Raw genomic sequence first — 21,064 nt, forward strand, 5'->3', positions numbered from 1 at the left:
GTGCGATCCGATCATGACAATTCCTTGAACGGAATCCTTGAACAGAGAAGAGAGCAACATGAATCCCGCCAATCTCCCGTTCGATGCCGAGGCCATGCTGCAGGGATTGCGCGGCTGGGTGGAGTGCGAAAGTCCGACGTGGGACGCCGCCGCGGTCGAGCGCATGCTCGACCTCGCCGCACGCGACATGGCGATCATGGGTGCGACGATCGAGCGCATCGCCGGCCGGCAAGGATTCGCCGGCTGCGTGCGTGCCCGCTTCCCGCATCCGAAGCAGGGCGAGCCCGGTATCCTGATCGCCGGCCACATGGATACGGTGCACCCGGTCGGCACCCTGGCCAAGCTGCCCTGGCGCCGCGAGGGTAACAAATGTTATGGGCCCGGCATCTGCGACATGAAGGGCGGCAACTATCTCACGCTGGAGGCCATCCGCCAGCTGATCAAGGCCTCCGTCACGACACCGTTGCCGATCACGGTGCTGTTCACGCCCGACGAGGAGGTCGGCACGCCGTCGACCCGCGACATCATCGAAGCCGAGGCGCAGCGGAACAAATACGTGCTGGTGCCCGAGCCGGGCCGACCCGACAACGGCGTGGTGACCGGACGCTACGCGATCGCCCGCTTCAATCTCGAAGCCATCGGCCGGCCGAGCCATGCCGGCGCGCGTCTGGCGTCCGGGCGTTCCGCAATCCGGGAAATGGCGCGGCAGATCCTCGCGATCGACGGCATGACGACGGAGGACTGCACGTTCTCGGTCGGCATCGTTCACGGCGGCCAATGGGTCAATTGCGTGGCCACCACCTGCACCGGCGAGGCACTGAGCATGGCCAAGCGCCAGGCCGATCTCGATCGCGGCGTCGAGCGCATGCTGGCGCTGTCCGGCACCGCTGATGACGTGACGTTCAACGTCACGCGCGGCGTGACGCGGCCGGTGTGGGAGCCGGATTCCGGAACCATGGCGCTCCACGAGACGGCGCGCGGCATCGCTGAGCAACTGGGCATGTCGCTGCCGCACGGATCGGCCGGCGGCGGCTCCGACGGTAACTTCACCGGCGCGCTGGGCATCCCGACGCTCGACGGCCTGGGCGTGCGCGGAGCCGACATGCACACGCTGAACGAGCATATCGAGATCGACAGTCTCGTCGAACGCGGCCGCCTCATGGCCGGGCTGCTCGCAACGCTCACATAGGCCAGTCCTTGCTGTATGGGCGTAGGGTGGGCAAAGGCGCGGTCGTGCCGCTTCATACAAGCGAGATCGCTGTTGCGCCGTGCCCACCATCTCCAAGCAGTTTGTGCCGCGGGACGGTGGGCACGCTGCCGCCTGCGGCGGCTGCTTTGCCCACCCTACGGCACCGCGCTCAAACGCGCTGTTGCGCAGCAGCACGGTTTCATTTTCTGGGACCTGAGGAGCAAGTGGACACCACTCTCCAGCCCGCGCATGATGGCATGCGGCTTGCAAAGTCGCGGCGTGAAAGTTCGCTGCAAAGTTGCCGCGACATTGTACGCAAATGCGATGGATCGACGCGGTGGCGGCGGTCGCATCGCCGATGTGCAACAGCCGGCGAGCATGCGCCGGAGATCTTGAAAGCGCCGGAGATCTTGAAAGCGAATGACAACGATGACATGCAAGCTCCCTCACGACACCACGTGCGCGACCTCAGCCCCATGAAGACGGTTCTATCAAGATGATCGGTTACCTGCTCCGCCGCATTCTCGCATCCATCCCCGTGATGGGCGTCGTGGCGCTGTTCGTCTTCCTGCTGCTGCGGCTCACACCCGGCGATCCCGCGGCGATTCTCGCCGGCGACAACGCGACGCCCGAACAGCTCGAACGCATCCGCACCACGCTAGGCCTGAACGAGCCGCTCTACATCCAGTTCTTCACCTGGATCAATCAGCTCCTGCATGGCGATCTCGGCGTGTCGCTGATCTCCAAGGTGCCGGTGCTGCAGATGATCGGCCAGCGCATCGAGCCGTCGATCTCGGTGGCACTCTCGACGATCATCCTGTCGATTCTCGTCGCCGTTCCGCTCGGCGTCATTGCGGCCTGGAAGCACGGCACCTGGATCGACCGCTTCGTGATGGCGCTTTCGGTGCTCGGCTTCTCGGTGCCGGTGTTCGTGATCGGCTACATCCTGATCCAGGTGTTCGCGATCAATTTGCGCTGGGTGCCGGTGCAGGGCTTCAAGAGCCTGAGCGTCGGCTTCGGCCCGTTCTTCGAGCGCATCATCCTGCCGACCTGCGCGCTGTCCTTCATCTACGTCGCGCTGATCGCGCGCATGACGCGCGCCGCCATGCTCGACGTGCTCGGCGAGGATTTCGTGCGCACCGCCCGCGCCAAGGGCGTCAGCGAGATCGCGGTGCTGCTGCGCCACGCGCTGCGCAATGCCGCGGTGCCGGTGATCACCGTGATCGGCTCCGGCTTCGCGCTGCTCATCTCCGGCGTCGTGGTCACCGAGAGCGTGTTCAACCTGCCCGGCATTGGACGACTGACGGTCGACGCCGTGCTGGCGCGCGACTATCCGGTCATCCAGGGCATGATCCTGCTGACCTCGTTCATCTATCTCGCGGTCAATCTGCTGATCGACCTCGCCTATACGATCCTCGATCCCCGCATCCGCTACTGAGGCCCAAATCCGATGGCAATCGTCACCACTCCCGAGCCGTCGATTCCAGTCACGACGCGACTGGGGCCTCGATTCGGCTTCCTGACTTCGACGCCGATCATCGCCGTGGCCACCGTGTGCCTGTCGCTGATCGTGATCGTCTCGGTCCTGGCGCCGCTGCTGGCGCCGCATGATCCGGTGCTGCTGGCGCCGTCGCAGCGGCTGAAGCCTTCGAGCGCGCAATTCCTTCTCGGCACCGACGCCTATGGCCGTGACCTGTTGTCGCGCACCATCTATGGCGGCCGCATCTCGCTGCTGGTCGGCGTCGGCGCCGCCATCATCTCGATCGCGATCGGCCTGGTCATCGGCCTCGTCTCCGGCTTCTTCCGCTGGGTCGACGCCATCCTGATGCGCGTGATGGACGGCCTGATGGCGATCCCGAGTATCCTGCTCGCCATCGCCGTGGTGTCGCTGTCCGGCGCCAGCGTAGGCACGGTCATGATCGCGATCACCATCGTCGAGATCCCGCGCGTCGCCCGCCTGGTCCGCTCGGTCGTGCTCACCGCGCGCGAGGAGCCCTATGTCGAGGCCGCCATTTCGCTGGGCACTTCGATGCCCAAGATCATGTGGCGGCACCTGATGCCGAACACCATCGCGCCGCTGATCGTCCAGGGCACCTACATCTGCGCGGCGGCGATTCTCACCGAGGCGATCCTGTCCTTCCTCGGCGCCGGCATCAGCCCGGAAACGCCGACCTGGGGCAACATCATGGCCGAAGGCCGCTCCTACTTCCAGATCAAGCCACAGCTGATCTTCTGGCCGGGCCTGTTGCTGTCGATCGCGATCCTGTCGATCAACCTGATCGGCGACGCCGCCCGCGACGCGCTCGACCCGCGCATGAAGCAGCGCGAGTCCGGCAAGTGACGGCACCGCTTAGCCCAGATGATCATCTCACTTTTCGTCATTGCGAGCGAAGCGAAGCAATCCAGGGCCACGCCCGCGACTCTGGATTGCTTCGTCGCTTCGCTCCTCGCAATGACGGCGGAGACCTGACCCAATGACCGACACCATCCTCGACATCGACAATCTCGTCGTCACCGTCGGCAAGACCAAGAACCCGAACGGTCCGCGCATCATCGATGGCGTCTCGATCAAGGTCCAGAAAGGCGAGACGCTGTGCGTCGTCGGCGAGAGCGGCTCCGGCAAGTCGGTGACCTCGCTGACCACGATGGGCCTGTTACCCAAGAACGCGCTGCATCCGGTCAGCGGCAGCGTCAAGCTGGTCGGCGAAGAGCTGCTGACCGCCAGCGATCGCCGCCTGCGTGAATTGCGCGCAACGCGGATGGCCATGATCTTCCAGGAGCCGATGACCGCGCTCAATCCGGTCGTGCCGGTCGGCCGCCAGATCGACGAGGTTTTGCGCGCGCATACGTCTCTCGACGCCCGGGCGCGGCGCAAGCGCATCCTCGACATGATGGAGCAGGTCCACCTGCCAGACGTCGAGCGCATCTTCGGCTCCTACCCGCACCGCCTGTCAGGCGGTCAGCGCCAGCGCATCATGATCGCGATGGCGCTCGTGCTCGAGCCGAAGCTGCTGATCGCCGACGAGCCGACCACCGCGCTCGACGTCACCACGCAGAAGCAGATCCTCTCGCTGATCCGCGAGCTGCAGCGCGATCACGGCACCGCCGTGCTGTTCATCACCCACGACATGGGCGTCGTCGCCGAGATCGCCGACCGCGTCTCGGTGATGCGGCAGGGCCGCCTCGTCGAGACCGGTGCACTCGACAAGATCCTGCGCACGCCGGAGATGGACTACACGCGCAACCTGCTTGCCTCGGTGCCGAGCCTCATTCCGCGCCCGCCGCGGCCCGAGACCCAGGAGCCGGTGGTGCTGGAGGCCAACGATCTCGGCAAGGTCTATCGCGAGCGCTCCTTTCTCGGAAAGGCGCGCGAGGTCGTCGCCGCACAGAACGTGACGCTGTCGCTGCGCAAGGGCCGCACGCTCGGCATCGTCGGCGAAAGCGGCTCCGGCAAGTCGACCGTGGCGCGCTGCATCGTCCGCCTGATCGACCCGACCTCCGGCGGCGTCCGCCTCGCCGGCCACGAGATCTCGATCCTGACCCGCCGCCTGCTGCAGCCCCACCGCAAGCGCATCCAGATCGTGTTCCAGGACCCTTATCGTTCGCTCAATCCGCGACTGACCGTCGGCGAGAGCATCGCCGAGGGACCGGTCAACTATGGCACAGCGCACGCCAAGGCGACGGCGCGGGCGCGCGAGCTGCTCGAGCTGGTCGGCCTGCCGGCGGATGCGATCGGCCGCTATCCGCACCAGTTCTCCGGCGGCCAGCGCCAGCGCATCGCGATCGCCCGCGCGCTCGCGCTCGATCCCGACGTGCTGGTGGCCGACGAGGCGGTCTCCGCGCTCGACGTCTCCGTGCAGGCCCAGGTGCTGGAGCTGCTCGACGAGATCCAGCGCCGGCTCGGCATCGCCATCCTGTTCATCACCCACGATCTGCGCGTGGCCGCACAGATCTGCGACGACGTCGTCGTGATGCAGAAGGGCCGCATCGTCGAGCAGGGTCCGGCCGGCGAGATCCTGACCCATCCGAAGGAGGCCTACACCAAGTCCCTGCTCGAAGCCGCGCCCGGGCGGAACTGGGACTTTGCCAATTTCCGCCCGGTGTCCGAGGCGGTCGCGTAGCAACGCTTTCCATTGATGCGTAGGGTGGGCAAAGCGGCCGCCGAAGGCGGCAGCGTGCCCACCAGCGGTGTCGGCGGATGCGGACGGTGGGCACGGCGCGCGAAAGACCGTAGCCTACGACGCCGCGGGTGGCGCGCCTTTGCCCACCCTACGGCACTACACCGCTCCGCTCACGCGGCATGCAAAACGGCATCGCTCCTTCGCTTGCTTGGGCTGCAAGGGCCGGTCTAACCTCATGCAAAGTCAACGGCCCGAGGCGGAGTGATGACGCGCGTCGCGATTGGCGGCTTCCTGCACGAGACCAATACATTCGCACCGACGAAAGCTGACTACGACGACTTCATGCATGGCGGCGGCCGCGCCTCGATCGCCGACGCGGCGAGCGTGCTGACGACGATGCGCGGCATCAATGCCGGCCAGGCCGGCTTCATCGCAGTCGCAGAAGCGAACGGCTGGAACATCGTTCCCAGCATCGCCTGCGCGGCAAGCCCGTCGGCGCATGTCACCAAGGAGGCGTTCGAGCGCATCACGACCGTGATGGTCGACCGCATCAGGGACGCCGGCCCGCTCGACGGCGTCTATCTCGACCTGCACGGCGCGATGGTGACCGAGCATCTCGACGATGGCGAAGGCGAGATTCTCGCCCGCGTGCGCCGGGTGATCGGCCCGAACGTGCCGCTGGTCGCGAGCCTCGACCTGCACGCCAACGTCACGCCCGAGATGATGGCGCATGCCGACGCGCTGATCGCCTATCGCAAATATCCGCACACCGACATGGCCGATACCGGCCGCGCCTGCGCCGAGCACCTCGCGCTGCTTCTGCAATCGAAGGAGCCGCTTGCGAAAGCCTTCCGGCAGCTGCCGTTCCTGATCCCGATCAGCTGGCAATGCACAAACGACCAACCGACCAAAGGCATCTACGAGAAACTCGCTGCATTGCAGAGCGACATCGTGCCGACCCTGTCGTTCGCGCCTGGCTTTCCCGCCGCCGACTTCGCCCATTGCGGTCCCAGCGTCTTCGCCTATGGCCGTACGCAGGCGGATGCAGATGACGCAGCGGATGCAATCGCGGCCGTCGTGACGGGCCACGAGCATGATTTCGACGGCCGCATCTACACGCCGGACGAAGGTGTGCGCCATGCGATGACACTGGCCAAGACTGCGACGCGGCCGATCGTGATCGCCGACACCCAGGACAATCCCGGCGCCGGCGGCGATTCCGACACCACCGGCATGCTGCGCGCCTTGGTGCGCAACCGCGCGAGCCGCGCGGCAATCGGCATGATCTACGATCCGCAGGCGGCGCTCGCGGCCCATTCCGCCGGTGAAGGCGCGACGGTGACGCTGTCGTTGGGCGGCAGGAGCGGCATCCCCGGCGATGCGCCATTCGAGGAGAGTTTTGTTGTCGAGAAAATCTCCGACGGCCGCTTCATCGCGCCGGGCCCGTTCTATGGCGGCCGCAAGATGGAGATGGGACCGTCAGCGTGCTTGCGCATCGCCGACGTCAGGGTCGTCGTGGCCTCGCACAAATCTCAGCTCGCCGACCAGGAGATGTACCGCTTCGTCGGCATCGAGCCGACCGAGCAGGCGATCCTGGTCAACAAGAGCTCGGTGCATTTCCGCGCCGACTTCGAGCCGATCGCCGCAGCACTCCTGATCTGCGCTGCCCCCGGCGCGATGCCTGCCGATCCCTCCACCCTGCCCTGGACCCGCCTGCGCCCGGGCATCCGCCTCAAGCCGAACGGCCCTGTTTTCACAGCTTAAACCTCTCAACGGAAACACGCCCATGCCCACCATCGATCGCATCCAAGGTTACGCCGACGAGCTCACCGCCATCCGCCGCGATATGCACGCGCATCCCGAGATCGGCTTCGAGGAGACCCGCACCTCCGGCATCGTTGCCGACAAGCTCGCGCAATGGGGCATCGAGGTGCATCGTGGCCTCGGCGGCACCGGCGTGATCGGCGTGCTCAAGGGCAAGGGTGACAGCGGCAAGCGGATCGGCCTGCGCGCCGACATGGACGCGCTGCCGATGGAGGAGAACACCAACCTGCCGTGGCGCTCGACCATTCCCGGCCGCTTCCACGGCTGCGGCCATGACGGCCACACCACGATGCTGCTCGGCACCGCGCGCTATCTCGCCGAGACGCGCAATTTCGACGGCACCGTGCACTTCATCTTCCAGCCGGCCGAGGAAGGTCTCGGCGGCGCGCGGGCGATGATCAAGGACGGCCTGTTCCAGAAATTCCCCTGCGACGAGCTCTACGGCCTGCACAATGCGCCCGACCTCGAGCACGGCGAGATCGCCATCCTGCCGGGTCCGGCGATGGCCGGCGCCGACTTCTTCGATATCAGGATCTCCGGCTACGGCGCCCATGGCGCGATGCCCGAGCGTTCCAAGGATGCGGTCGTCATCGCCACCAGCGTGGCGCAGGCGATCCAGACCATCGTCAGCCGCAACGTCGACCCGCTGCAGGCGGCCGTCGTCTCGATCACCCAGATCCATGCCGGCTCGGCCTACAACGTCATTCCCGGCGATGCCTGGCTCTGCGGCACCGTGCGCGCGTTCTCGGATAGCGTGCGCGCGCTGGTGCGCGAGCGCATGCGCGCGATCTGCGCCGGCATGGCGGCGGCGTTCAATTGCGAGATCGACGTCGACATCCGCGACACGTTCAGCGTGCTGGTGAACCAGGAGGAGCAGTCCAAGGTCGTCGAGGAGGTTGCGCGCACCGTGGTCGAGCCGTCCAAGGTGCTGACACGCTCGACGCCGAAGATGGGCAGCGAGGATTTCGCCGACATGCTGCAGACCATCCCGGGCGCCTATTTCTGGGTCGGCCATGACGGCTCGGTGCCGGTGCACAATCCCGGCTACGTGCTCGACGACAAGATCCTGCCAATCGGCGCCAGCATGTTCGCGCGCATCATCGAGACGCGTCTGCCGGCAGCCTAGCGCTGATCTATGTCGATGGCGGGCGGCGAGTGAGAACAGCTTCGGTGACGGAGGACCAGCATGCACAAGCCCGTGTCTAACGACATCACTTCGCTGCACGATCTCTCCGCCGTCGACCTGATCGCCGGCTATCGCGCGCGCCAGTTCTCGCCGTCCGAGGTGATGGACGACGTGCTGGCGCATGTCGCGGCGTGGGAGCCTGATATCAAGGCGCTGTATCTGCTCGATGGCGACGCCGCCCGGGCTGCAGCCAAGGCGTCGACGGAGCGCTGGGCCAATGACGAGCCCGCCGGCGTGCTCGACGGCGTGCCGGCCACGGTCAAGGACAACATCGCCACCAAGGGCCAGCCGATGCCGCTCGGCGCCGCGAGTGTCGCGCAGGCACCGCTCGCCGCCGACGCGCCGCCGGTGGCGCGGCTGCGCGAGGCCGGCGCGATCATCTTCGCCAAGACCACGATGCCCGACTACGGCATGCTGTCGTCAGGCCTGTCGAGCTTTCACCCGCTGACGCGCAATCCCTGGGATCTCAGAATGAACCCCGGCGGCTCCAGCGCGGGTGCAGGGGCTGCGGCCGCCGCGGGCTACGGCCCGCTGCATGTCGGCACCGACATCGGCGGCTCGATCCGGCTGCCGGCGTCGTGGTGCGGTCTCGTCGGACTGAAGCCGAGCTTCGGCCGCGTGCCAATCGACCCGCCCTATGTCGGCCGCGTCGCCGGTCCGATGACGCGCACCGTCGACGACGCCGCTGTCATGATGAGCGTGCTGTCGAAACCCGACCGCCGCGACGGCACTGCACTGCCGCCGTCGGACCTGCACTGGAAGGTTGCGGAGAAACCGGTGCGCAAATTGCGCATCGGCCTGATGCTCGATCACGGCGGTGTCGGCCAGGCGCTGGAGGAGCCGGTGCGCGCAACGACGCTGGCGGCGGCCAAAGCCTTCGAGGATGCCGGCGCTGTCATCAGCGAGGTCAAGGGCTTCCTCACCCGCGAGATGCTCGATGGCCTCGACAATTTCTGGCGCGCCCGGCTGTGGGACGATCTGGCCCGGCTCGCCCCCGAGGTGCGCGCGAAAACCCTGCCCTACATTCTGCAATGGGCGGAGCGCGGTGCTGATCTGTCGGGCGTCGAGGTGGTCAGAGGCTTCAACGTCACGATGGCGCTGCGCGCGGCGGCCGCAAGACTGTTCTGCGAACACGACTACATCATCTCGCCGGTCTCGCCTGGCGTGAAGTTTCCCGCCGAGTTTGCCTCGCCCGTCAACGACCCGCAGGCGCCGTTCGAGCACATCACCTACACCGTGCCGTGGAATATGTCGGAGAACCCGGCGATATCAGTCAATGCCGGCTACGATTCCGACGGCTTCCCGATCGGCCTGCAGATCGTCGGCCGCCGCTTCGACGATGTCGGCGTGCTCGGCCTGGCCAAGACCTTCGAGGGATTGCGCGGCGAGCAGCGGCCATGGCCGCAACCGCCTGTCTCGTAGGGTGGGCAAAGGCGCGCGCACCGCACGATCCAAGCTTGCCATGCTCATGGCGCCGTGCCCACCGCCGCAGCATCGGTGCAAATGGTGGGCACGTCGCCGCGCGCGTTGCGCACGGCGTCTTTGCCCACCCTACGGAATACCGCGAGCGTGCCTTGCCGCGTGACATGGCTCGACGCTTGCGCATCGCGCTGGAATGCCGTTTCTAACAACGAGAACAACAAGACGACAGGAAACCCCCATGGCCTACCAGACCATCCTCTACGACGTCGCCGACAAGATTCTCACCATCACGCTGAACCGCCCGGAGAAGCTCAACGCGTTCACCGGCACGATGATGACAGAACTCATCGACGCCTTCGACCGCGCCGACAAGGATGACGGCGTCAGGGCGATCATCGTCACGGGGTCCGGCCGCGCGTTCTGCGCCGGCGCCGATCTCTCCTCGGGCGCCGACACCTTCGACCGCGACGCCAAGCGCGGGCCGGTCAAGCGGCATGCCGATGGCCGCGTCGACTATTCCGATCCGCAGGTGCGCGACGGCGGTGGCCAGGTCACCTTGCGCATCTTCAAGTCGCTGAAGCCTGTCATCGCCGCGGTCAACGGTCCTGCCGTCGGGATCGGCGTCACCATGCAGCTCGCAATGGACATTCGCATTGCCTCGGAGGCAGCGCGGTTCGGCTTCGTGTTCTCCCAGCGCGGCATCGTGCCGGAGGCGGCCTCGAGCTGGTTCCTGCCGCGCATCGTCGGCATCTCGCAGGCGCTCGAATGGTGCTACACCGGCCGAGTATTTCCCGCGCAGGAGGCGCTCGCCGGCCGTCTCGTCAGCAAGGTCGTGCCGCCGGACGACCTGCTGCCGACCGCCCGCGCGCTCGCCCGCGAGATCGCCGACAAGACCGCGCCGGTGTCGATCGCGCTGATCCGCCAGATGATGTGGCGCATGATGGGATCAGACGATCCGATGGAAGCGCACAAGGTCGACAGCCGCGGCATCTACGCGCGGGGACGTTCCGACGACGTCAAGGAAGGCGTGGTGTCGTTCCTGGAGAAGCGTCCGGCGCAGTTCAAGAACACGGTGACGGCCGACATGCCGGACTATTTCCCGTGGTGGGACGAACGGGAGTACAAATAGTTATCGTCATTGCGAGGAGCGCAGCGACGAAGCAATCCAGCGTCCCCCAATAGCCCTGGATTGCTTCGCAAGCGCTCGCAATGACGGCGAGCGGTGTCAACCCCACCCTCGATGTCGTCCCGGACAAGCGCGCGGCACGCGCGCGCTGATCCGGGATCCATAACCACAGGATGGTGTTTGGCGAAGAACGACGTTCAGGGTGCCACAAGGGAGATCACGCGGTATGGGTCCCGGCGCGGAGGCCGGGACGACAGCGGGGGGTGTGGCGGCGGCGTGCCTCACTCCATCCCCCTACGGCCTAATCCATCACCAGCGCCACCCGACCGATCGCCTTGCGATCGATCAGCAGCCGCATCGCTGCGGCATAATCCGCGAACGGCATGCGTTGCGAGACGTTCGGTCGCAGCTTACCCTGCTCGGCAAACTCCAGCAGCGTCGCCATCCGGCGCTGGCCCAACTCGGGATCCCTTCGCACGGCCTCGCCGGCGCGCACACCGAGGACACTGGCGCCCTTCATCAGGATCAGGTTGGTGCGGGCAAGCCCGATCCCGCCGGTGAAGCCCACCACGAGCAGCCGGGCGCCCCAGGCAATGCAGCGGACGCTGTTCTCGAACACCTCGCCGCCGACCGGATCGAACACCACGTCGACGCCGCGTCCGTCAGTGATGCGCTTGACGGCGTCGCGGAACGGCTCGCGGGCATACAGCACGAGGTGATCGGCGCCGCGTGCCTTGGCCACCGCGAGCTTCTGCTCCGATGACGCCGCAGCGATCACGGTTGCGCCGAGCAGCTTGCCGAGCTCGACGGCGGCAAGGCCGACGCCGCCGCCGGCACCGTGCACCAGCAACGTCTCGCCCGGCTCGAGCCGGCCGCGATCGACCAGCGCGTGATACGCGGTGCCATGACCGGCGAGATAGGTTGCCCCCTCGGCGTAGTCGAAGGTCGACGGCAGCGGCGTGAGCTGGCTGCTTGCGACCACCGCCTCCTCGGCATAGGCGCCGAAACGCATGCGCACGATCACCTTGTCACCGACCGTGCGATCCGTCACGGCGGCGCCGGTCTCGATGACGTCCCCCGCGGCCTCCACCCCGGGCGTGAACGGCAGCTCCGGCTTGAGCTGATACTCGCCCGCGGCCATCAGAATATCGGGAAAGTTGATGCCCGCCGCACGGATCTTCACCCGCACCTCGCCGTCACCCAGCGTACGCGGCGGCAGCTCTTCGAGCCGCAATCTCTCCGGCGGACCGAGTTCGCGGCAGACGATCGCACGCGGCATCAGGCGCGCCCCTTCGCGCGCGCCAGCGCCTCGCGGATCAGCGGCAGGCGATCATTGCCGAAATACATGTCGGTCACGTCGAGGAAGATCGTCGGCGAGCCGAAGCCGCCGCGCTTGACGACCTCCTCGGTGTTGATGCGCAGCTGATCCTTGATGCCCTGCTGCGCGATGCCGTCGAAGAAGGCCTGCGGATCGATGCCGACACGCCGGCACACTTCGGTGAGCACCGCATCCTGCGAAATGTCCTGGTCCTCGCCCCAATAGATCTCGAACACGGTGCGCGCGAACGGCACCATGTCCTGCCCCAGCCAGATGCAGCCGCGCATCGCCTTGACGCTGTTCACCGGGAATACCGTCGGCGGCATCTTGATCTTGAGCCCGGCCGAGCGCGCCCAGTCACCGAGGTCCTTCAGCGTGTAGGCCGCCTTGGCCGGCACCGGCGTCTCGCGCTGCGCATAGACGCTGGGATTGATGGTGTTGAAGATGCCGCCGACGAGAATGGGGCGCCAGACGATCTCGACGCCGAACTCACGGGCGAGCGGCTGGATGTTGTGGAAGGCGAGATAGGTCCAGGGACTGGAGCAGTCGAAGAAGAATTCGATCATGTGGGTTACCTCAAAGGTCGCTATAAGTTCGTCACCGAGAGCGCTACGGAGTCATTGAGACCATTCGTGTCGCCCCTGGATTGCTTCGCTGCGCTCGCAATGACGGCGGAGAGAGTAGGCGCACACGACTCTCTCCGTCATTGCGAGGAGCGGAGCGACGACGCAATCCAGGGGCGGCAACACACGGTCTGAATGGTTTTCGCCATGCTCTCGCCCCGCGCCATGAAGCTCGCTCACGATCTCCCCGTCATCTCCTTCGCCCGTGCGCCGAACATCACGTGGCGGGTCTCGTCGTTGAACGGCTCCTTCACGAACTTGCCGAGCGCGATTCCTGCCTGCAGCTTCGGCCGCGCGCGCAAGACAGCGTACCAGCGCTTGATGTTCGGATAGTCGTCGAGCGCAAAGCCCTGTGCCTTGTGGGTCATCATCCAGGGGAAGCAGGCGATGTCGGCGATGGTGTAGTCGTCACCGGCGACATAGGCGCCGGTGTTGCCGAGGTGCACGTCGAGCACGTGGAACAGCCGCGCGACCTCGTCGCGGTAACGCTGGATCGCGTAAGGAATTTTCTCCGCGGCATACAGCGCGAAGTGTCCGTGCTGGCCCATCATTGGGCCGAGCCCGGCCATCTGCCACATCACCCATTGGATCACGCGCGAGCGTCCCCTGATGTCCGACGGCAGGAACCGGCCGCTCTTGTCGGCGAGATAGATCAGGATGGCGCCGGTCTCGAACACGGAAAACGGCGCTCCGTCATCGGCCGGCGCGTGATCGACGATCGCGGGAATCCGGTTGTTGGGGCTGATCGCCAGGAACTCCGGCTTGAACTGGTCACCGGCGCGGATGTCGACGGGAATGACGGTATAGGGCAGCCCGAGCTCCTCGAGCATGATCGAGATCTTCCAGCCGTTCGGCGTCGGCGCGTAATAGAGATCGATCATGCCTGTCTTGCTTCCTTCCCCGGACCATTATGCCGCGCTGCGGAACGCAGGCGCGGCTCCGTTCTTCTGTACCTGAAGGGTAAGCCATGGCAGACAGGCGCTCAAGCCTGACCGCCCCACACGCCGGAGAGTCCGACCATGCTGTTTCCATCGACCATCGCAGGCTCGTTGCCGAAGCCGGAATGGCTGGCCGAACCGAACGTGTTGTGGGCCCCGTGGAAGTCGAAGGGCGAGGAACTGGCGCGCGCCAAGCGCGACGCCACCATCCTGGCGCTGAAGCTGCAGGAGGATTCCTGCATCGACATTCTCACCGAGGGCGAGCAGTCGCGGCAACATTTCGTGCACGGCTTCCTGGAGCGCGTCGAGGGCATCGACTTCGCGCACAAGGTCGAGATGGGCATCCGCAAGGACCGCTACAAGGCGATGGTGCCGCAGGTCGTGGCGCCGCTGTCGCTCAAGGGCCGCGTCCATGGCGACGAGGCGCGCATCGCGCGCACGCACACGACGCGCGCCGTGAAGTTCACCTTGCCCGGACCGATGACGATCATCGACACCATCGCCGACAACTACTATGGCGACCGCGTCAAGATGGCGTTCGCCTTTGCCGAGCTGTTGAACCAGGAGGCCAAGGCGCTGCACGACGACGGCATCGACATGATCCAGTTCGACGAGCCCGCCTTCAACGTCTACATGGACGAGGTGCGCGACTGGGGCATCAGGGCGCTGGAGCGCGCCGCCGAAGGCCTGACATGCCCGACAGCCGTGCACATCTGCTACGGCTACGGCATCAAGGCCAACACCGACTGGAAGCAGACGCTCGGCAGCGAGTGGCGGCAATACGAGGAGACCTTCCCGGTCATCGACGCCAGCAGCATCCAGCAGGTCGCCGTCGAATGCCGCAATTCGAAGGTGCCGATCGAGCTGCTCGGCCTGCTCAAGAACAAGATCGTGCAGGCCGGCGTGATCGACGTCGCCAGCGACGAAATCGAGACCGCAGAGGACGTCTGCAAGACGCTCGAAGCCGTCATGAAGGTGGTGCCGAAGGAGAACATCATCGCCACGACCAATTGCGGCATGGCGCCGATGCGGCGCGAGGTCGCCGAGGCCAAGCTGATGGCGCTGGGCACCGGCGCGAAGCTGGCACGGCAGCGGTTCGCCTGAGGGCGCTGCCTGGGCGCCGGCCGGTGACAGTGTCGGCTGGCGCCTTGGCCTGACCTTGGCATGACGATGACCATGCCATCATGCGCGGGCGATCCCGCCGCTGCGCTATCGCAGAGCAGCATCCCTCCTCCACAACCCGCGCGATACTTTCCGGCGGCTTGAGTCAAGCCCGCCTCCGAGACCTTTCGTCTCACACCCCCTGTGTTGAAAGACCGCAGCCCAGCCCGTACTGTCCCGCACAAGGGGCGGGCCACCGCGGCATTTGCGGTGGTCCGGAATAAAGCCCGGCGATCAGGGTCATGATCATCACGTGTCGTGATCGCGCGAAGTGTCGAAGAACACGCAGAACGAACGCACAGGGAGGGGCAGCTTCAATGACCACCACGAATCCGTCCGCGGCGACCCGCCGCAAGTTTCTCGCAGGCGCAGCGGTCGCAGGCGTCGCGACCGTTTCGGCGCCCGCCGTCGTCAAGGCGCAAGGCCCGATCAACATGCGCTGGCAGAGCACCTGGCCGGCGAAGGACATCTTCCACGAATACGCGCTCGACTTCGCCAAGAAGGTCAACGACATGACCGGCGGCGACCTGAAGATCGAAGTGCTGCCCGCCGGCGCGGTGGTGCCGGCCTTCGGCCTGCTCGACGGCGTCTCCAAGGGCGTGCTCGACGGCGGCCATGGCGTGCTGGTCTATCACTACGGCAAGCAGACGGCGCTGGCGCTGTGGGGCTCCGGCCCGGCCTTCGCCATGGACGCCAACATGCTGCTCGCCTGGCACAAATATGGTGGCGGCAAGGAGCTGCTCGAGGAGCTCTACGCGTCGATCGGCGCCAACGTCGTGTCGTTCCCCTACGGACCGATGCCGACCCAGCCGCTCGGCTGGTTCAAGAAGCCGATCGCCAAGGCCGACGACATGAAAGGCCTGAAATACCGCACCGTCGGCATCTCGATCGACGTCTTCACCGGCATGGGGGCTGCGGTCAACGCCCTGCCCGGCGGCGAAATCGTCTCGGCGATGGACCGCGGCCTGCTGGATGCGGCCGAGTTCAACAACGCCTCGTCCGACAAGCTGCTCGGCTTCCCTGACGTGTCCAAGGTCTGCATGCTGCAGAGCTACCATCAGAACGCCGAGCAGTTCGAGATCATGTTCAACAAGGACAAGTTCAACGCGCTGCCGGAGAAGATGCGCGCGATCATCGGCAATGCGGTCGAAGCGGCCTCCGCCGACATGTCCTGGAAGGCGGTGGACCGCTACTCGCAGGACTATCTCGCGCTGCAGAAGGACGGCGTGAAGTTCTACAAGACGCCCGAGGCGATCCTCAAGCAGCAGCTCGAGATCTACGACGAGGTGGCGAAGAAGAAGGCGGCCGAAAATCCGATCTTCAAGAAGATCCTGATGTCGCAGCTCGCCTTCGCCGAACGCGCGGCGCGCTGGGAGCAGGACACGGTCGTCAACCGGCGCATGGCCTTCGACCATTATTTCGGCGCCAACGCGGCGGCGAAGAAGCTCTGAGGCGGATCGAAACCGCAGGGCACCGGCCGGCTGGACCGCCGGACGGTGCCCTGCTGCTTGACGTCCGGCTTGCGCGATCTTGAAAGCCTGGACCCGATACGGGATGGTCGGGGGTGGATTGAAGTGGGGAGGCTCCGGCAGACCGCGACGCACGCGGCGGCCGAGCGGGGACGAGGGCATGGAAACTCAGAAAGTCCTGCATACCATCGACGGCATCAGCACCTGGGTCGGCAAGCTGGCTGCCTGGCTCATCATCGCCCTGATGCTCGTCGTGTGTGCGGAGGTGTTCAAGCGCTACATCATGAACATGCCGACGGCATGGATCTTCGACCTGACGAACATGCTGTACGGCTCGCTCTTCATGCTGGGCGGCGCCTATACGCTGGCGCAGAACGCCCATGTGCGCGGCGACTTCCTCTACTCATCGATGCGGCCGCGCACCCAGGCTGCGCTCGATCTGGTGCTCTATATCGTGTTCTTCCTGCCCGGCATCGCGGCGCTGGTCTATGCCGGCTATTTCTACGCGGCCGATTCCTGGCGCATCGCCGAGCACTCCAACGTCACCGCCGACGGCCCTCCGGTCTATCACTTCAAGACCGTGATTCCGATCGCCGGCGCGCTGGTGATGCTGCAGGGCCTGGCCGAGGTGGTCCGCGCCGCCGTCTGCCTGAAGACCGGCGAATGGCCGAGCCGGCTGAAGGACGTCGCCGAGATGGACGTGGTCGGCGAGCAGCTCGAGCACAGCGAATATGTCGACGACGCCGAGCGCAAGGCGGTCATCGAGAAGGCGGCGGCGATCGACGAGATCGCCCGCCAGCGCGGCATGGGTGGAGATCTGAGCAAATGAGCGATCCGGCACTCGGCCTCCTGATGCTGGGGCTCATCGTCGTCGTCATCATGCTCGGCTTCCCGACGGCATTTACGCTGATGGGCCTCGGCATCGTGTTCGGCTTCATCGCCTTCTACGATCCCACTCACCTGTTCACCGAGAACAAGGTGTTCGAGCTGATGGTCCAGCGCACCTATGGCGCCATGACCAACGACGTGCTGATCTCGATTCCGCTGTTCGTGCTGATGGGCTACGTGATGGAGCGCGGCGCCCTGGTCGACAAGATGTTCTATTCGATCCAGCTCGCCTTCCGCCGCGTGCCCGCGTCGCTCGCCGTGGCCACCTTGATCGTCTGCACCTTCTGGGGCATCGCATCCGGCCTGGTCGGCGCCGTGGTCGTGCTGATGGGCGTCATCGCCTTCAATCCGATGCTGCGCGCCGGCTACGACGTCAAGCTTGCCGCAGGCGTCATCACGGCCGGCGGCACGCTCGGCATCCTGATCCCGCCCTCGGTGATGATCATCGTCTATGCCGCGGTCGCCGGCCAGTCCGTCGTGAAGCTCTACGCCTCGGCGATGTTTCCCGGCTTCTTCCTGTCGCTGCTGTATCTGATCTACATCGTCGGCTGGGCGCTGCTGAATCCCAAGGTCGCGCCACCGCTGCCGAAGGAGCAGACCGAGGTGCCGGTGCCCGACTGGATGCGCAAGTTCCAGGCGGCCTACGGCACCAACATGTTCTCCGGCCTGCTCAAGGCGCTGGGCTCGCCGGCGCGGGCCAAGGCGATCAAGGCCGACAACGGACCGCTCGGCTATCGCGAGGTCGCCAGCAACTTCCTCTACACGCTGGTGCCGTTCCTATGCGTCGGCTCCACGCTGGCGCTGGTGTGGTGGTACGTCGTGATCCATCCGCAAGGCGTCGCCGAAGCGGCGCCCGAAGGGCTGGAGCAGCTCGGCTCGTCCGGACCGGCGACGCCCGAGGCGCCGAGCGACAACGGGCCGCCCGCCGCATTCTACTGGTGGTTCGGCGGCATCGCACTGGCCTGCCTGGCGCTCCAGGTCCGTTATTATCTCCGCCTCGATGCCGAGCGGCTCCAGGTCATCAAGCTCCTGACCACCTCGATCATGCCGCTCGGCATTCTCACCGTGGTCGTGCTGGCGGTGATCCTGTTCGGCATCACGACCGCCACGGAATCGGCCGCGGTCGGCGCGGCCGGCGCGTTCCTGCTGGCGATCCAGGCGCGCACCCTGAACTGGCAGCGCACCAAGGAGGCCGTGTTCCTCACCGCCAAGACCACGGCCATGGTGTGCTGGCTGTTCGTCGGCTCGGCGCTGTTCTCCGGCGTGTTCGCCATCCTCGGCGGCCAGGCCCTGGTCGAGAAATGGGTGCTGTCGCTGGATCTGTCGCCGGTGCAGTTCATGATCCTGTCTCAGGCGATCATCTTCGTCCTGGGCTGGCCGCTGGAGTGGACCGAGATCATCGTGATCTTCTGTCCGATCTTCCTGCCGCTGCTCAAGCACTTCAACATCGACCCGATCCTGTGGGGCACCCTGGTGTTCGTGAACCTGCAGGCCGCCTTCCTGTCGCCGCCGGTGGCGATGTCGGCGTTCTATCTCAAGGGGGTCGCGCCGAAACACGTAACGCTGAACCAGATCTTCGGCGGCATGATGCCGTACATGCTGATCGTGATCCTCTGCATGGTCATCATGTATCTGTGGCCGGGCCTGACGCTGTGGCTGCCGAAATATCTCTATGGCGGCTGACAACGGATTTGACGCCGCGGCTCGGCCTGCGGCATCAAGGCCGTAACGTTGCGCGACGATGGACCCGGCTGCGCCACTGCCGGTCGGACTATCGTCGGCCTTGAAGGATGAACCGATTGTCCGGCCTCGATCCCAGCCAGCTCACCGCCACCGCCGTCGCGCAAGGCATCGCCGCCGGCACGTTCTCGTCCGAGGAGATTGCCGCAGCGCTGATCGCACGCATCGCGGCGATCGACGGCGAGATCCAGGCCTTCGCCCATGTCGACCCCGAGGTCGTGCTGGCCGAGGCGCGCGCCCGCGACGCCTGGAAAAGCATGGGCGGCCGGCTCGGGCCGCTGCACGGCGTTCCCGTCGGCATCAAGGACCTGTTCGACACCGCCGACTATCCCACCGAATACGGCTCTCCGATCTTCGCCGGCCACCGCCCGTCCGCTGATGCGGCCGCGGTCCGCCGGTTGCGCGAGGCCGGTGCGGTCGTGATCGGCAAGACCGTCACGACCGAGTTCGCCTATTACGCGCCGGGCAAGACCCGCAATCCGCATGACACGGCGCGCACGCCGGGCGGCTCGTCATCGGGCTCTGCGGCCGCGGTCGCCGCCGGCCTCGCGCCGCTGGCGCTGGGATCGCAGACCAACGGCTCGGTGATCCGTCCGGCATCGTTCTGCGGCGTCCACGGCGTCAAGCCGAGCCACGGCCTGGTCTCGCGCGCCGGAGCGCTGATGCTGTCGCGCAAGCTCGACCATGTCGGCGCCTTCGCGCGCTCGCTCGATGATCTCGCGCTGGCGCTCGACGTGCTGGTCGGACAGGACGCTGCCGATCCCGACAGCCGGCCCTATGCCGCACCTGGCTTTGGCGCGGCGCTCCGCAGCGCCTGGCCGCTGCCGCCCCGGCTCGCCTTCGTCAGAACGCCGGTGTGGGACCGCGCCGATGCGGACGCACGCAGCGCCATCGAAGCGCTCGCGCGGGATCTCCACGCCGAGGAGGTCGAGCTGCCTGCCGGCTTCGCCGGAGCCTGGGACGCGCACCGCGCGATCATGGCGGTCGACATGGCCCACAATCTCGGCCACCACGCCGACCGCGGGCCGGTGAGTCAGCAGTTCGCCGAGCTGATCGCCGAAGGCCGCCGCATCACCGCTGTCCAGTATCTGGCCGCGCGCCGCGACGCGGAGCGCTACGCCGAAGGCCTGTCAGGCGTGTTCGAGCAGGTCGCCGACGCAATCATCACCCTGCCCGCTGTGGGCGCCGCGCCGCAGGGCCTGGAGGCGACCGGCGATCCCGCCTTCTGCTCGCTGTGGAGCCTGGTCGGCTGTCCCGCGCTGAGCCTGCCCTTGCTGACGAGCAGCGACGACATGCCGGTCGGCGTCCAGTTGATCGGACAGTTCAACCGCGACGAGCGCCTGTTCCGCACGGCCAAGCACGTACTCAGCAGGTTAGGCCGCAACTGAGATGAGGCGCTTGTCTTCGTCGCATCACCGTTCGGGATGATGGATCCCGGGCTCATCGCTTCGCGATGCCCCTGACGGCATGGGGGAGTGTGCCGTTCGCTGCGTGGGCGGATGCTGTAGCGGAAGGCCCTACAACCCAGGGACGTTGCGGCCCATTTCTCCCCATCACACCGCAGGTCATGGCGATCTCTTGCTGAATGCCGCGCGGCACGCGAGAGTGTCGTCCATCAATTCGCCCCGATGCCACATTCAAGGTCCGCGCCGTGTCGATCATATCCACCCTGCTGCAGTTGTTTCGCCGCCCGGCGGTCCGCCCGGCCGCGGCTGTGCCGGACACGACGTGGCCGTTGTGGCGGCAGGGCGACATCCTCATTCGCCGTGTCGACAAGATTCCCGACCAGGCACAGCGCAGCCCGGTGCCGCATGGCATTCTGGCGCATGGCGAGCTGACCGGACACAGCCATCGGCTCGAACGTCCGCAGAGCGCCCTTCTGTTCCAGGGCGCGATCACGCTCGGCGAATTCTTTCTCGACGCCCGCCGCGCCGGCGCCCGCATCGTGCACGAGGAGCACGGGCCGATCGAGCTGCCGTCAGGACAGTACCGTGTCTGGCGCCAGCGCGAATATGCCCAGCGCGAAATCCGCGTGGTCGGCGACTAGCGCGGCATGACC

The 21,064-nt window shown here is 66.3% G+C and carries 17 protein-coding genes; 14 read left to right on the forward strand and 3 right to left on the reverse strand.

From position 1 onward, the window contains the following. Positions 1-58 precede the first annotated feature (58 nt). The 8 genes from ACQR07_RS19875 to ACQR07_RS19910 all read left to right on the forward strand — a co-directional run bounded on the left by ACQR07_RS19875 (position 59) and on the right by ACQR07_RS19910 (position 10,871). The gene (locus ACQR07_RS19875) at positions 59-1,189 is read left to right on the forward strand and encodes a M20/M25/M40 family metallo-hydrolase (protein WP_434903870.1); all 1,131 of its coding nucleotides are present in this window, start codon (positions 59-61) and stop codon (positions 1,187-1,189) included. Positions 1,190-1,685: 496 nt separating this feature from the next. Further along, complete coding sequence (locus ACQR07_RS19880; RefSeq protein ID WP_434864766.1) at positions 1,686-2,627, forward strand: ABC transporter permease; 942 nt, start codon at positions 1,686-1,688, stop codon at positions 2,625-2,627. A gap of 12 nt (positions 2,628-2,639) precedes the next feature. Continuing rightward, positions 2,640-3,530: an ABC transporter permease gene (locus tag ACQR07_RS19885; protein ID WP_434903871.1), complete on the forward strand. Its 891-nt coding sequence runs from the start codon at positions 2,640-2,642 to the stop codon at positions 3,528-3,530. A 133-nt stretch (positions 3,531-3,663) separates the two neighbouring features. Then, entirely contained in the window at positions 3,664-5,310 is a 1,647-nt protein-coding gene (locus tag ACQR07_RS19890) for an ABC transporter ATP-binding protein (RefSeq protein ID WP_434903872.1), read from the forward strand. 264 nt (positions 5,311-5,574) lie between these two features. Then, positions 5,575-7,074, forward strand: coding sequence for a M81 family metallopeptidase (locus tag ACQR07_RS19895; protein ID WP_434903873.1), 1,500 nt, complete (start codon positions 5,575-5,577; stop codon positions 7,072-7,074). Positions 7,075-7,096: 22 nt separating this feature from the next. Continuing rightward, entirely contained in the window at positions 7,097-8,260 is a 1,164-nt protein-coding gene (locus ACQR07_RS19900; protein WP_434903874.1) for a M20 aminoacylase family protein, read from the forward strand. 60 nt (positions 8,261-8,320) lie between these two features. Next, on the forward strand, positions 8,321-9,742 hold the full coding sequence (locus tag ACQR07_RS19905) for an amidase (protein ID WP_434903875.1): 1,422 nt from the start codon (positions 8,321-8,323) through the stop codon (positions 9,740-9,742). Between the two features lie 238 nt (positions 9,743-9,980). Next, positions 9,981-10,871 (forward strand): crotonase/enoyl-CoA hydratase family protein, encoded by an 891-nt coding sequence (locus ACQR07_RS19910; protein WP_434903876.1) that lies wholly within the window; start codon positions 9,981-9,983, stop codon positions 10,869-10,871. A gap of 298 nt (positions 10,872-11,169) precedes the next feature. On the opposite strand, the gene ACQR07_RS19915 is transcribed toward ACQR07_RS19910, so the two are convergent. The 3 genes from ACQR07_RS19915 to ACQR07_RS19925 all read right to left on the reverse strand — a co-directional run bounded on the left by ACQR07_RS19915 (position 11,170) and on the right by ACQR07_RS19925 (position 13,690). Next, positions 11,170-12,147, reverse strand: coding sequence for an NADPH:quinone oxidoreductase family protein (locus ACQR07_RS19915; RefSeq protein ID WP_434903877.1), 978 nt, complete (start codon positions 12,145-12,147; stop codon positions 11,170-11,172). Continuing rightward, entirely contained in the window at positions 12,147-12,752 is a 606-nt protein-coding gene (locus ACQR07_RS19920; RefSeq protein ID WP_434903878.1) for a 2-hydroxychromene-2-carboxylate isomerase, read from the reverse strand. Before ACQR07_RS19920 ends, ACQR07_RS19915 begins: the two co-directional genes overlap by 1 nt. Positions 12,753-12,985: 233 nt before the next feature. After that, entirely contained in the window at positions 12,986-13,690 is a 705-nt protein-coding gene (locus ACQR07_RS19925; protein WP_434903879.1) for a glutathione binding-like protein, read from the reverse strand. A gap of 138 nt (positions 13,691-13,828) precedes the next feature. Here ACQR07_RS19925 and ACQR07_RS19930 point away from each other — a divergent pair, with 138 nt between their 5' ends. The 6 genes from ACQR07_RS19930 (at position 13,829) to ACQR07_RS19955 (ending at position 21,052) form a co-directional block, all read left to right on the forward strand. Then, positions 13,829-14,851, forward strand: a complete 1,023-nt coding sequence (locus tag ACQR07_RS19930; protein WP_434903880.1) for a methionine synthase — start codon at positions 13,829-13,831, stop codon at positions 14,849-14,851. A gap of 374 nt (positions 14,852-15,225) precedes the next feature. Further along, positions 15,226-16,359, forward strand: a complete 1,134-nt coding sequence (locus ACQR07_RS19935; RefSeq protein WP_434903881.1) for a TRAP transporter substrate-binding protein — start codon at positions 15,226-15,228, stop codon at positions 16,357-16,359. Positions 16,360-16,537: 178 nt separating this feature from the next. Continuing rightward, positions 16,538-17,206, forward strand: a complete 669-nt coding sequence (locus tag ACQR07_RS19940; protein ID WP_434903882.1) for a TRAP transporter small permease subunit — start codon at positions 16,538-16,540, stop codon at positions 17,204-17,206. Continuing rightward, positions 17,203-18,948 carry a TRAP transporter large permease gene (locus tag ACQR07_RS19945; protein ID WP_434903883.1) on the forward strand — a complete coding sequence of 582 codons (1,746 nt, stop codon included), beginning with the start codon at positions 17,203-17,205 and terminating at the stop codon, positions 18,946-18,948. The genes ACQR07_RS19940 and ACQR07_RS19945 overlap by 4 nt, the downstream gene beginning before the upstream one ends. Before the next feature lie 107 nt (positions 18,949-19,055). After that, positions 19,056-20,393, forward strand: coding sequence for an amidase (locus tag ACQR07_RS19950; RefSeq protein ID WP_434903884.1), 1,338 nt, complete (start codon positions 19,056-19,058; stop codon positions 20,391-20,393). Between the two features lie 263 nt (positions 20,394-20,656). Continuing rightward, positions 20,657-21,052 (forward strand): hypothetical protein, encoded by a 396-nt coding sequence (locus ACQR07_RS19955; RefSeq protein ID WP_434903885.1) that lies wholly within the window; start codon positions 20,657-20,659, stop codon positions 21,050-21,052. Positions 21,053-21,064: the final 12 nt, after the last annotated feature.

This window comes from Bradyrhizobium sp. HKCCYLS20291 (genome assembly GCF_051167715.1).
Classification (GTDB): domain Bacteria; phylum Pseudomonadota; class Alphaproteobacteria; order Rhizobiales; family Xanthobacteraceae; genus Bradyrhizobium.